This is a genomic window from Streptomyces sp. NPDC005805 (assembly GCF_040630445.1).
Classification (GTDB): Bacteria; Actinomycetota; Actinomycetes; order Streptomycetales; family Streptomycetaceae; genus Streptomyces.
In genome coordinates, this window is sequence record NZ_JBEXXN010000014.1 from 112,555 (window position 1) to 126,045 (window position 13,491).

Below are 13,491 nucleotides of genomic sequence, written 5' to 3' on the forward strand. Positions count from 1 at the left end.
GCGTGAGACAGAACCACGTGAGACAGAACCATGAGACAGAGAGGTGGTGCGGGCCATGGCCGGCCCCGGAAAAGACGGTGAGACCATCACGGCGATGGTGATGGCGGGCACCGCGGTCATCCTGATCGCCGGCGTGGTGCTGCGGCGGCTGGCGATCCGCGCGCGGCAGCCCGCCGTCATCGGAGAGATTTTCGCGGGCCTGGTGCTGGGCCCGTCCCTGCTCGGGCTCCTCCCGGGCAATCCCACGGAGGTGCTGTTCCCGCCCGATGTGCGCCCCTACCTGAGCGTGCTCGCGCAGGTGGGCGTGGTGCTGTTCGTGTTCCTCATCGGCTGGGAGTTCAACGCCGGTCTGCTGCAGGGGCGTCGGCGCGTCGTCGTGGGCGTCTCGGTGTCGGCGACGGCCGTACCGTTCCTGCTCGGGGTACCGCTGGGGCTGCTGCTCTACCGCGAGCACGGTGTGGTGGACGGTGAGCAGGTGGCGCAGGTGCCGTTCGCCCTCTATATCGGTGTGGTCATGTCCATCACCGCGTTCCCGGTGCTGGCGAAGTTCCTCGCGGACCGGCGGATGCAGCACTCGCCGGTGGGCGTGATGGCCCTGGCCTGCGCCGCCTTCGGGGACGCCGTCGCCTGGTGCGTCCTCGCGGTGGTGGTGGTCGTCGTGACGGCCGGGTCGATGCTCGGCGTGGCCGCGATGGCCGGCTGGCTGCTGCTCTTCCTCGCGGTGATGGCCCTGGCCGTCCGGCCGCTGCTCGGGCGCCTGGTGGAGCGGATGAGCGCGGGCGGCGGGGCGCCGTACCTCTCGGCCGTGGTGGGCGCCGGGGTGTTCCTCTCCGCGTGCGCCACGACGTGGATCGGCGTGCACGCCATCTTCGGCGCCTTCGTCTTCGGCCTCTGCATGCCCAGGCCGGTCAAGCCCATGGTCCAGAAGCACGCGCTGGAGCCCATCGAGCAGGTGGCCACCTTCCTGTTGCCGGTCTTCTTCATCGTGGTGGGCATGTCCATCGACCTGCGGGCCCTGTCCGCGGGCAACACGGTCGAGATGCTGCTCATCCTCCTCGTCGCCTGCGGGGGCAAGCTCGTCGGCACCATCGCGCCGGCCCGGCTGTTCGGGCTGTCCTGGCAGCAGAGCGGCACGCTGGGCCTGCTGATGAACATGCGCGGGCTGACCGAGCTGATCGTCCTCAACATCGGCGTCCAACTGGGCCTGCTGAGCCAGCAGATGTACACGATGATGGTCGTGATGGCCCTGCTCACCACGTGTCTTCCGGGCCTGGTCATCCGCCGCGACGGCGACCCCACCCTGATGGACCCGGTGGCGGAGCCGCCCGCCGCGCCCCGGCCCGCGCCGGCGCCCGTGCCGCAGAAGGTCTGACCCTCCCGCACGGGGCCGTGTCCCGCCCCCGTGCGCCCGTCCCGCACCGCGCCCGTCTTCGCGCCCGCCCCCGACTCGCACCCGTCCGTGCGCACACGGGCCGCCCGCCCGTGCCCGCGCACACCCGACTCCGCCCAAGGAGCTGCCCGATCATGCTCGCCACCGAAGAATTCGCCCGCCACGCGGCCCGGTTGCTGGTGGCGGACGACGAGGACCTCGTCTCCGCCATCGAACAGGAGAACGCGCGCCAGCAGAACTCGCTGATGCTGGTCGCCTCCTCCTCCGTCACCGACCCGTCGGTCCTGGCCTGCCTCGCCACCTCCTCCATGAACGTCACCGCCGAGGGCTACCCCGGCGCCCGCTACCACGCGGGCTGCGAGGCGATCGACCCCATCGAGCGACTGGCCGTCGACCGCGCCCGCGCCCTGTTCGGCGCCCGCTACGCCAATGTGCAGCCGCACTCGGCGACCACCGCCAACTACGCGGTGCTGTCCGCCCTGCTGGACCCGGGCGACGTCGTCCTCGGCATGCGGCTCAACCACGGCGGCCACCTCACGCACGGCTACAGCGTCGCCTACTCCGGCACGTACTTCACCGCGGTCAACTACGGCCTCGACGAGCACGGCCGGATCGACTACGAGGAGGTCGCCGCCCTCGCCGAGGCCCACCGGCCCAAGCTGATCGTCTGCGGCGCGACCGCGTACCCGCGGACCGTCGACTTCGCCCGCTTCCGCGCCATCGCGGACAGCGTCGGCGCCCTGCTGATGGCCGACATCTCGCACATCGCCGGCCTGGTCGCCGCGGGCCTGCACCCGAGCCCGGTCGACCACGCGCACATCACCACGACCTGCACCCACAAGCAGCTGGCCGGCCCGCGCGGCGGGATCATCCTCTCCGGCCGGGACGCGGACACCGTGCTGCCCGGCACCGGCCGCACCATCGCGAGGACCCTGGACCGCGCGGTCTTCCCGTTCTTCCAGGGCGCCCCCGTCCTGCCCGCCATCGCCGCCAAGGCCCGCGCCTTCGCCCTCGCCGCGACCGACTCCTACCGGGCCACGGCGCAGCGCATCCTGGACGACTCCGCCGCCCTAGCCGCCGAACTGACGGCGCTGGGCCACGACGTGGTGACCGGCGGCAGCGACAACCACATCGTCCTGCTCGACCTGACCCGCGACGGCGTCAGCGGCATCGCCGCCGAACGCGCCCTGGAGTCCATCGGCATCGTCGTCAACAAGAACCGCATCCCCGGCGACAGCCGCCCGGCCACGGTCACCAGCGGGGTGCGCATCGGCACCAACGCCGTCGCCCAGCGCGGTCTCGGCCCCGACGAGATGCGTGTCTGCGCCGGCATCATCCACTCCGTCCTCACGGCCATGCGCCCGGTCGGGGAACGGGACTTCACCCTGGACGAGTTCACCGCCGCCGGGCTGCGCGCCGAGGTGGAGAAGCTGGCCGCCCAGTTCCCGCTGCCGCGCTACCTTCCGGGCGGCCGCTCGTGAACGCCCTGGCCAAGCGCCTGGAGATGATCGGCGCCTCCGTCGGACACACCCCGCTGCTGTCCCTGCCGGACGACCGGCTGAGCCTCTTCGCCAAGCTGGAGTACGCCAACCCGAACGGTAGCACCAAGGACCGCTCCGCCTACTGGATCCTCAAGAAGGCGGTCGAACGCGGCGAGATCACCGAACGCACCACCGTGGTCGAGTCCTCGTCGGGGAACTTCGCCTCCTCCCTCGCCGCGTTCTGCCGTTCCCTCGGCATCCGCTTCGTCCCCGTCATCGACGCCAACTGCAACGCCCTCACCGAGGCGGTGCTGCGCTCCTGCTGCGAGCGGGTCGAGAAGATCATGGACCCCGGCCGCGACGGCTTCCTGCCGGCCCGGCTGGCCCGCGTCGCCGAACTGTGCGACGAGATCGGGGACGTCTACTGGACCAACCAGTACGCCAACCTCGACGCGGCGGACGCCCACTACGAACTGACCGGCGGCGAGCTGAGCAGCGCGCTGTCGCACATCGACCACCTCTTCGTCGGAGTCGGCACCGGCGGCACCATCGCCGGGCTGTCCCAGCGGGTGAAGCACCAGTTCCCCGGCGTCAACGTGGTCGCCGTGGACGTCCAGGGGTCGGTCGCCCTCGGCGGCGAGCCGGGCCGGCGCTACATCCCCGGGCTCGGGTCGAGCATCGTGCCCCCGCTGGTGGGCAAGGCCGTCATCGACGAGGTCGTCCGCGTCAGCGAGTACGAGACGGTGCTCGGCTGCCGCGCCCTGTACGAGGAGCACGGCCTGTTCGCGGGCGGGTCGACCGGGAGCGTCTACGCGGCGATGAACCGGTACTTCATCGACAACCCGCCCCCCGCCGGACGGCGGCCCACCACGGTCTTCCTCTGCGCCGACCGCGGGGTGCCCTACGCACGGACCGTCTACGACGCCGCGTGGGTGGAGCGCACGCTCGGGCCCCGGGCCTGCGTCCCGCCGCGCGCGCCCGCCGCCCCCGGCCTCCCCGTCCCGCAGGGCGTCGCGGCGGCCGTCTGACCCCGGCCGCCGCCCGCACCGCCACGCACTCTTCCGCACCGTCCACGCACTCCCGCGCCGTCCACGGACGGTGCCGCCCCGCCCGTACGAAAGGAACACCGTGCCCGAGCGCACCCCCCAGTCCCCGCCGTCCCTCACCTTCGTCACCGAGGCCGCCGTCACCGCGCAGATCGAGGGCAGCCGGGAGGAATGCGTCGACCTCGTGCGGCGCGCCTACCTCACCCACGACAGCGGTGACAGCGTCAACCCGCAGAGCGGCTTCCTCCGCTTCCCCGACAACCCGCGGGCCCGCATCATCTCGCTGCCGGCCCACCTGGGCGGCGAGTTCGGCGTCGCCGGACTGAAGTGGATCGCCAGCTTCCCCGACAACCCGCGCACCCACGGCATCCCCCGCGCCTCCGCGGTCCTCCTCCTCAACGACCCCGCCACGGGCTACCCGGCGGCCTGCCTGGAGTCCTCCGTGATCTCCGCCACCCGCACCGCCGCGTCCGCCGTCCTCGCGGCGCAGACCCTGAGCGGCGGGCGCGGCGCCCGCCGTATCGGCATCGTCGGCACCGGCCTGATCGCCCGCCACGTCTGGCGGTTCCTGCGCGACCTGGAGTGGAAGACCGGCGGGTTCACGCTGTACGACCTCGACCCCGAGGCGGCGCGCGCCTTCGGGGAGGAGATCACCGCCGAGGGCGCCCCCGAGTACTCCGTCGCCGACGAAGTGGGGCAGGCGTTCACGGAGTGCGACCTCGTCGTCCTCACCACCGTCGCGGGCGAACCCCACATCCACGACCCGCGCCTGCTCGACCACGCACCCCTGGTGCTGCACCTCTCGCTGCGCGACCTCGCCCCCGAGCTGGTGCTCGCCGCCCAGAACATCACCGACGACACCGACCACGCCCTGCGCGAGCGGACCTCCCTGCACCTGGCCGAGCAGCGGCGCGGGGACCGGGACTTCGTCACCGGCACCCTCGCCGACGTCCTGGCCGGCCGGGTCGAGGTCGACCGCTCCCGCCCCGTCGTCTTCTCGCCCTTCGGGCTCGGCGTCCTGGACCTGGCCGTCGGCTCCTGGGTACTCGACCGGGCCCGCGCGGCCGGCACCGGGCACACCGCCGACGACTTCTTCGCGTCCGGCGCCCCCACCGCCGGCACCGCCGGCAACGCGTCCACCACCGCCACCACCAAGTGAGGCAGCACATGAGCAGCAGCGACACCGTCCGCTTCCGCGTCGTCGTCAACCACGAGGAGCAGTACTCCGTCTGGTTCACCGAGCGCCCGCTCCCGGCCGGATGGACCGAGACCGGCGTGAGCGGCACCCGCGAGGAGTGCCTGGCCCACATCGCCGAGGTCTGGACCGACCTCACCCCCCGCTCGGTGCGCGAGGCCCGCGGGAGCGCCGCGGCATGAACGACCTCGACACCCGGATAGCCGGGCTCACCCCGGCCAAGCAGGCCCTTCTCACCCGCCTGCTGCGTGAGCGGCGTGCCGCCGGGCGTCCCCGCGTCACCCCGAGCGGCGACGACGGACCGGCGCCCCTGTCCGCCGCCCAGCGGCAGTTCTGGGTCCTGTGGCAGCAGGACCCGGAACGCTCCGGCGTCTACAACGTGCCGATGGCCCTGCGGCTGCGCGGCGCGGTCAACGCGGGCGCCTTCGACCTCGCCCTGCGCCGGATCGTGGAACGCCACGCCATCCTGCGCACCCGCTACGCGGACGGCCCGGACGGTCCCGTCGCGGTCGCCCAGCCGGACGCCGCCGGGTTCTCCCTCGCCACCGAGGACGTCACCGGCCTGCCCGCCGAGGAGCGGGAGGAGGCCGCCCGCGCGATCGTGGACCGCTGGGCCGCGTACGACTTCGACCTCGCCGCGGAACTCCCGGTGCGCGCGGTGCTGATCCGGCTCGGCGAGGAGGACCAGGTCCTGGCCGTCGTGGTGCACCACATCGCCACCGACGGCGCCTCCGTGGAGATCCTGTTCCGCGAGTTCGCGGCCCTCTGCGGCGGGCCGGACGGCGGGCCGCAGGACCTGCCCGAACTCCCCGTCCAGTACGCCGACTACGCCCGCTGGCAGCAGTCCGGGGCGGGCACCGAACGCCTCGGCCAGGGCCTCGACTTCTGGGCGGCCTGGCTGGAGGGCGCGGACACCTCCCTCGACCTGCCCACCGACCGGCTCCGCCCGGCCGGGCCGCGGCAGGGCGGAGGCCGTCGCAGGCGCCGGCTCTCCCCCGGACTCGCGGCCCGGATCCACGCCTTCTCGCGTGAGCAGGGCGCCACACCGTTCATGACCCTGCTCACCGGCCTCGGCCTGGTGCTGCGCCGCTACAGCGGCAAGAACGACTTCCTCGTCGGCACCCCCGCGATGAACCGGCCCGCCGACGGCACCGAGAACCTCATCGGCTGCTTCGCCAACACCCTCGCCCTGCGGCTCCGGTTCGACGGCGCGGACACGGCGGCCGGCGCCCTGCGCCGCATCCGGGACGACGTCACGGCCGCCTTCGAGTACCAGGACGTGCCCTTCGAGAAGGTGGTCGCCCGGACCAGCCCCGAGCGCAGCGCGGACGCCAACCCGCTGTTCCAGGTCATGTTCGTGTACCAGCACGTCGGCGGCGGGATCGGCGTACCGGGGGTCGAGGCGGAGACCTTCGACACCCACAACGGCACCGCCAAGTTCGACCTCGACCTCTCGCTCCTGGACGGCCCGGACGGCATCGAGGTGTCCTGCGAGTACGACGCCGGGATCTTCACCGCGCCCCGGGTCGACCGCATGCTCGCCCACCTGGAGCAGGCCCTTCTCACCCTGATCGACACGCCCGCCACCACCGTCGCCGACCTCGGCGTGCTCACCGCCGAGGAGGAGGGCCGCGCCGCCCTGGAGTGGAACGCCACCGGCGCCGACTACCCCCGGGACCGCACCCTGCCGGACCTCTTCGCCGAGCAGGCCGCCGCCCGCCCCGACGCCCCCGCCGTCCGCACGCCCTCGGGCACCGTCACCTACGGCGACCTGGACCGCGCCACCTCCCGTATCGCCCGGCTCCTCACCGGACGCGGCGCGGGCCCCGGCGGGGTCGTCGCCGTGGCCGTGGAACGGACCGCCGAGCTGCCGGCCGCCGTGCTCGGCGTCCTGCGCACGGGAGCCGCCTATCTGCCCGTCGACCCCGAACAGCCCGCCGAGCGGCTGGCCATGATGCTCGGGGACGCCGCCGTGCGGGCCGTCGTCACCACCTCCTCGGTCGCGGGCCGGCTCCCGGCCGTGGACGCGCCGGTGGTCGTGCTCGACGACGAGGCCGTGCGCGCCGAACTGGCCCTGCTGGCGGACACCCCCGTGCCCTGCCCGGCCCGCGCGGACGACCTCTGCTACATGATTTTCACCTCGGGGTCGACGGGGCGGCCCAAAGGAGTCCTGCTGGACCACCGCGGCCGGGTGAACAACTTCACCGACTTCAACCGGCGTTTCCACGTCGGCCCCGGTGACGCCGTGCTGTCGGTGTCCTCCCTGGGCTTCGACATGACCGCGTACGACCTCCTCGGCACCCTGATCACCGGCGCCTGCGCCGTGCTGCCCGACCCCGAGCGGGACCGCGACCCCGGCCACTGGCTCGACCTGATGCGGGAGCACCGGATCACCGTCTGGCACTCCGTCCCCGCCCTCCTCGGCCTGCTCCTCGACGGCATGGACGACCTCGGCGTGGCGGCCCTGCCGGAGCTGCGGGTCGTCCTCCTGGGCGGCGACTGGATCCCCGTCGCCCTGCCGGACCGGCTGCGCGCCCGGGCCGCGGGGGCCCGGGTGATCAGCCTGGGCGGCGCGACCGAGGCGTCGATGGACTCCACGATCTTCGAGATCGAACAGGTCGACCCCGCCTGGCAGAGCATCCCCTACGGCGTCCCCATGGCGAACCAGACGGCCTATGTCACCGACGCCGACCTGCGGCTCGTCCCCCAGGGCGTGCCGGGCGAGCTGTACCTCGGCGGAACCGGACTCGCCTGGGGCTACGCCGGCGCGGCCGCGCAGAGCGCCGACCGGTTCCTGCCGAACCCGTTCAGCGGGACGCCCGGCGAGAGGATGTACCGGACCGGGGACCTCGCGCGCTACCGGCCCGACGGCAGCCTCGAACTCCTCGGCCGGGCCGACTTCCAGGTCAAGATCGCGGGCCACCGCATCGAGCTGGGCGAGGTGGAGGCCGCGCTCCGGGACCAGCCCGGGGTGCGCCAGGCCGTCGCCGCCGCCGTCACCACCGACGGCCGCCGCCAGCTCGTGGGCTACGTCGTCACCGACGAGGACGCCGGGCCGGTCGACGAGGCGGCCGTCCGCGAACGGCTCGCGACCCGGCTGCCCCGCTACATGGTCCCCGCCGCCCTGGTGGAACTGGAGCGCCTGCCCCTCTCGCCCAACGGCAAGGTCGACCGGGGCCGCCTCCCCGCCCCCGACGCGCCCGCCACGACGGCGGGGCCCGCCGGCCGCCCCCCGGCCACGCCCACCGAGCTGCTGCTCGCGGGCGTCTGGGAGGAACTCCTGGGGATCACCGGCATCGGCGCCACGGACGGCTTCTTCGCCCTCGGCGGCGACTCGGTGACCTGCATCCGCATGGTCACCCGGGCCCAGGCGGCCGGTCTCGCCGTCACCCCCCGGACGGTGTTCCAGAACCAGACCGTCGAGGACCTCGCCCGCGCCGTCGACGCGGCCGCCGCCGCCCGCCCGACGGGCACCGGCGCGGTGGCACCGGCCGAGGCGGAGACCGGTGCCGCCCCGGCCGACCGCTACGGGCTCGCGCCCATCCAGCGCCATATGCTCACCACCGCCCAGCGGCACCCGTTCCCGGGCCTCTACGTCATCCAGTCCGGCTTCGCCCTGCCCGGCGAACTGGACGAGGGCGCCTTCCGCACGGCGTGGCAGTGGCTCTTCGACCGCCACGCCGTGCTCCGCACCTTCTACGAGGGACTGGACGGCGACACCCCGGTGCAGATCGTCGCCGACCACGTCGAGCCCTGGTTCGAGGAGCGCGACCTGCGCGGCCTGGACGCGGCGGAGCAGGAGCGCCGCATGCTCGCCGAGCTGGACGAGCTGCGGCTCGCCGGCTTCGACCTCGGCCGCCCGCCACTGATCCGGCTCCTGCGCTACCGGCTGGCGGACGAGCTCCAGATCCTCGTCCAGCACCACCACTACAGCGTCCTCGACGGCTGGTCCTCCATGCGCCTGCGGCAGGAACTCCTCCTCGCCTACCAGGCGTTCGCCACCGGCACCGAGCCGGAGGCCGCGCCCGCCCGCCCGTTCGCCGAGCACGTCGCCTGGGTGGAGAGCCGGGACCGGGACGCGGCGCTCGCCCACTGGGACGAGCTGCTGGCGGACAGCGCCGGCCCCTGGGCCACCGCCCCCGAACGCGACCACGGCCGACCGGTCCAGGTGCAGCGCGCGCTGGACCCGGAGCTGACCGACCGCCTCGACCGGGCGGCACGGCGCGCGGGCACCACCTACGCCACCTTCGCGCAACTGGCCTGGGCACGGGTGCTCGCGGACCGCGCCGGCACCGAGGACGTCGTCTTCGGCGTCACGTCGAACGGCCGACCCGCGACGGCCGAGGCCGAGGCGGCGGTGGGCCCGTTCATCAGCACCCTGCCGGTGCGGTTCCGCTTCCGCCCGGAGGAGACCGTGACCGAGGCCGTGCGCCGGCTGCACCTCCAGCGCCTGGAGGCGGAGGAGCACGCCTGCGCCGAACTCGCGGCGATGACCGGCGGCCGGGCCCTGGAGTCCGTCCTCGTCTTCGACAACTACCCCGTGGACGAGTCCCTCGGGGCCGTGTCGGAGGCCGTCGCCCCGGCCCACCCCCTGGCACAGCGCGGCTGGTCGGTCGCCCAGACCGAGTTCCCGGTCCGGGTGGACGTGCTGCGCGGCGCGGAGGACGCCCTGGTGCTCACCTTCGCGGGCGACCGGGAGCCACCGGCCGACGCGGCCGCGCTCGCCGACCGGTGGACGGAGGTGCTGCGCGCACTGGCCGAGGCGGCGGAACGCACGGCCTGAGCCGGACCGCCGCCACCACGGTCGCCGCCCGTCGCGCGGGGGCGGGGGTCACCACCCCGCCCCCGCGGCCCGGGCCCTCACCCACCCGATACCGCCGATCCGCCACCCACCCTCCCGACAGCCGCCGCCGCGCCGGTCACCGTCCCTGACCGCGCCGGCCCCACCGACCCCACCCTTCGAGCGCCCGGCAGCACCGTGCGACGGAACAGCGAGGAACCCATGTCCGCAGATCAGGTCTATGTCATGCCTGCCTCCCCGGGCCAGCTCGGCCTGTGGCTGCTGGGCGAGCTGGAGCCGGAGTCGGCCGCCTACAACGTCCCCGTGGCCGTCCGCCTCACCGGCCCGCTGGACACCGCCGCGCTCGACGACGCCGTCCGGGCCCTCGGGCAGCGCCACGAGATCCTGCGCACCACCTTCGGAACCGCCGACGGCGAGGTGTGCCAGTTCATCCACCCCGAACCGGGCCGGCCGACGGAGCACGTCCGTCTCGACCACCTGTCCCACGAGGCCGCCGAGAAGGAGTGCCGCCGGGACGCCGCCGCCCGCGCCGCCGCCCCCTTCGACCTGGCCGCCGGACCGCTGCTGCGCCCGGTGCTCTACCGGCTCGCCGAGCAGGACCACGTGCTGCTGCTGGCCATGCACCACATCGTGACCGACGGCTGGTCCATGGGCGTCATCGTGTCCGAACTGCGGTCCCTCTACGCCGGACGGACGGCCGGCGACCGGGCGCCCGGGCTCCCGGCACCCGCCCTCCCCGAACCCGCCCTCCCCGAACCCGCCCTCCCCGAACCCGCCCTCCAGTACGGCGACTTCGCCGTGTGGCACCGGGAGTGGCTGGCCGGGGGCGTCGCCGAACGCCAGCTCGGCCACTGGCGCGCCGACCTCGCCGACGACCTCGTCCTGGACCTGCCCACCGACCACCCCCGCCCCGCGACCCCGGCGCACCGCGGTGACCGGGTGACCACCGTGCTCTCCGAGCGCGCCACCGAGCAGCTCCGCGCCCTGGCCGCCGCCCGCGGCACCGGCCTGTTCGCCGCCTTCCACACGGCGTTCGCGGCGACCCTCTCCCGCTACAGCGGTCAGCGCGAGATCCGGATCGGCGTCCCCACGGCGGGCCGCCATCACACGGGGACCGAGGGCCTGGTGGGCTTCTTCGCCAACACTCTCGTCGTCCGCACCGAGATCGAGCGCGGCGAGGGCTTCCGCGCGCTGCTCGACCAGGTCCGGGGCCGCCTCGCCACCGCCCTGGGCAACGCCGACGTGCCTTTCGCGGAGGTCGTCCGCGCCCTCGGCCACGGCCAGGACCGGCCCGGCCAGCCGCTGTTCCAGGCGATGGTCGCCGAGGAGAACATGCCGCACGCCTTCGACCTCGCCCCCGGCCTGCGCGCGGAACGCTTCGAACTCCCCAACGAGACGGCCAAGTTCGATCTGACCCTGTTCGTGGCGGACGACCCCGGCGGCGCCCGGCTCACCCTGGAGTACAGCACCGAGCTGTTCACCCGGCGGACCGCGGAACGCCTCCTCGACGCCGTGGTCGCCCTCGGCCTCAACGCCGTCAACCACCCCGACCGGCCGCTGCGCACCCTGACCACCGTCTCCGTCGAGGACCAGGTCCGGCTCTCCGGCTGGGCGCGCGGCGGACCCGCCGCCGGTGACGGCACCGACGCGCTGGCCCTGTTCGAGCGGCACGCCGCCGCCCGCCCCGGCGACACCGCCGCCGTCGCCCCCGACGGCACCCGCACCGACTACGCGGCGCTCGACGAGCACGCCCGCCGGGTCGCGTCCGCACTGCGCGCCGCGGGCGTCCGACCCGGCCAGGTCGTCGGCGTCCTCCTGCCCCGCTCGGTGGACCTCGTCGCCGCGATGCTCGGCGCCTGGAAGTGCGGCGCCTCCTATCTGGCCCTGGACGCCGCCCAGCCCGCGGAACGGCTCGCCGCCCTGGTCCGCGACGCCCGCGCGGCCGCCGTCGTCGGCACCGGAGAGAAGGCCGCCCACGTCGCCGCGGACACGGTCCTCGTCGACGCCGGAGCGCTGCCCCCGGCCCCGGCCGACCCGGCGGACCTGCCCGGCGCCGGCCCCGCCGCCTATGTGCTCTACACCTCCGGCTCCACCGGTCGCCCCAAGGGCGTGGTCGTGCCGCACCGCGGGCTGTCCCACTACCTGAGCTGGGCGGCCGACGCGTACACGCCCGGCCGGGCGCCCGTCGCCCCGGTCCACTCCAGCGTCGCCTTCGACCTCGCGGTGACCAGTCTGTGGCTGCCGCTCGCCGCGGGCGGCACGCTCCACCTGGTCGGCGAGGAAGCCCCGCTGGACGGGCTGGTCGACGTCCTGACCGGCCCGGCCCGGCCCAACCTGGTCAAGCTCACCCCGGCCCACCTCCAGGCCCTGTGCCGACTCCTCCCCGAGGGCGGCCTGAGCCACCTGGAAGCCTGCTTCGTCGTCGGCGGCGAGGCACTTCCCAGGCTCCTCGTCGAGCGCTTCCGCGCCCTCGCGCCCGCGTCCACGGTCGTCAACGAGTACGGCCCCACGGAGACCGTCGTCGGCTGCGCCGTCCACACCCTCGCCCCGGGTACACCCCTGCCCGAGCGCACCGGAATCCCGGCGGGCAGGCCCATCGCCGGCACCTCCCTCTACGTCCTCGACGAACGGATGGCCCCGGTGCCAGTGGGCGTCCCCGGCGAGCTGTACATCGGCGGCGTCCAGGTCGCCTGGGGCTATCTGGACGACGCGGCGCGGACGGCGGGTGCGTTCGTTCCGGACCCGTTCGGCTCGGTGCCGGGCGGGCGTCTGTATCGGACGGGTGACCTGGTGCGGTATCTGCCGGACGGGGAGTTGGAGTTTCTGGGCCGTCGTGATCACCAGGTGAAGGTGCGTGGTCAGCGGATCGAGCTGGGTGAGGTGGAGAACGCGCTGCGGGGCCTGGACGGGGTGAGCGACGCGGTGGTCCTGGCCCGCCCCGACGCCGCGGGCGACACCGCCCTGGTCGGCTATGCCGTCGGCGACGCGGACCCCGCGTCGCTCCGCACCGCCCTCGCGGCGACCCTGCCGGAGGCCATGGTCCCGGCGGCCGTCGTGGTGGTCCCGGAGATCCCGCTGACCGCGAACGGCAAGGTCCACCGGGCCGCCCTGCCCGAGCCCGACCTCAACATCGGCCGCGCCCCCCACCGGGCACCGGTGACCGAGGACGAGCAGCGGCTCACCGAGCTGTTCGCCGAGGTGCTGGGGATCGAACAGGTCGGCCTGGACGACGACTTCTTCGCCCTCGGCGGCCACTCCCTCCTCGCCACCCAGCTCGTGGCGCGCGTCCGGGACGCCTTCGGCACCCGCCTCCCCCTGCGGGAACTCTTCGCCCGCCCCACGCCCGGATCGCTCGTGGACGTCCTGAACCGGGAGAGCCCTTCGGGTGTGGCGCTGCGTCGGGTGCGGCGTGGCGAGGGTGGGTTGCCGTTGTCGTTTGCTCAGCAGCGGTTGTGGGTGCTGCATGAGTTGGATCCGGAGGGTTCGTCGTACAACGTGCCGGCGGCGGTGCGGTTGTCGGGTGGGCTGGATGTGGGGCGTCTGCGGTCGGCGTTGCTGGCGGTGGGAATGCGGCATGA

General features: G+C 74.3%; 7 protein-coding genes. All 7 read left to right on the top strand.

Annotated features, from left to right (window positions below):
• Positions 1-55 precede the first annotated feature (55 nt).
• Positions 56-1,372: a cation:proton antiporter gene (locus ABZ457_RS11030; RefSeq protein WP_359156291.1), complete on the top strand. Its 1,317-nt coding sequence runs from the start codon at positions 56-58 to the stop codon at positions 1,370-1,372.
• 152 nt (positions 1,373-1,524) lie between these two features.
• Positions 1,525-2,871, top strand: coding sequence for a serine hydroxymethyltransferase (gene glyA, locus ABZ457_RS11035; protein WP_359156293.1), 1,347 nt, complete (start codon positions 1,525-1,527; stop codon positions 2,869-2,871).
• On the top strand, positions 2,868-3,899 hold the full coding sequence (gene sbnA / locus ABZ457_RS11040; RefSeq protein WP_359156295.1) for a 2,3-diaminopropionate biosynthesis protein SbnA: 1,032 nt from the start codon (positions 2,868-2,870) through the stop codon (positions 3,897-3,899). The genes glyA and sbnA overlap by 4 nt, the downstream gene beginning before the upstream one ends.
• A 100-nt stretch (positions 3,900-3,999) precedes the next feature.
• Positions 4,000-5,076: a 2,3-diaminopropionate biosynthesis protein SbnB gene (gene sbnB, locus ABZ457_RS11045; protein WP_359156297.1), complete on the top strand. Its 1,077-nt coding sequence runs from the start codon at positions 4,000-4,002 to the stop codon at positions 5,074-5,076.
• A gap of 8 nt (positions 5,077-5,084) precedes the next feature.
• Positions 5,085-5,294 carry an MbtH family protein gene (locus tag ABZ457_RS11050; protein ID WP_018845773.1) on the top strand — a complete coding sequence of 70 codons (210 nt, stop codon included), beginning with the start codon at positions 5,085-5,087 and terminating at the stop codon, positions 5,292-5,294.
• A complete protein-coding gene (locus ABZ457_RS11055) occupies positions 5,291-9,895 on the top strand; it encodes an amino acid adenylation domain-containing protein (protein ID WP_359156299.1) in 4,605 nt (1,534 codons plus the stop codon). Before ABZ457_RS11050 ends, ABZ457_RS11055 begins: the two co-directional genes overlap by 4 nt.
• A 219-nt stretch (positions 9,896-10,114) precedes the next feature.
• The coding region (locus ABZ457_RS11060) for an amino acid adenylation domain-containing protein (protein WP_359156301.1) at positions 10,115-13,491 on the top strand (3,377 nt) is incomplete at its 3' end.

Bases quoted from the DNA above. Each gene is read 5' to 3' on its own strand.
- glyA (WP_359156293.1), top strand. From the start codon at position 1,525: ATGCTCGCCACCGAAGAATTCGCCCGCCACGCGGCCCGGTTGCTGGTG.
- ABZ457_RS11050 (WP_018845773.1), top strand. From the start codon at position 5,085: ATGAGCAGCAGCGACACCGTCCGCTTCCGCGTCGTCGTCAACCACGAG.
- ABZ457_RS11055 (WP_359156299.1), top strand. From the start codon at position 5,291: ATGAACGACCTCGACACCCGGATAGCCGGGCTCACCCCGGCCAAGCAG.
- ABZ457_RS11030 (WP_359156291.1), top strand. From the start codon at position 56: ATGGCCGGCCCCGGAAAAGACGGTGAGACCATCACGGCGATGGTGATG.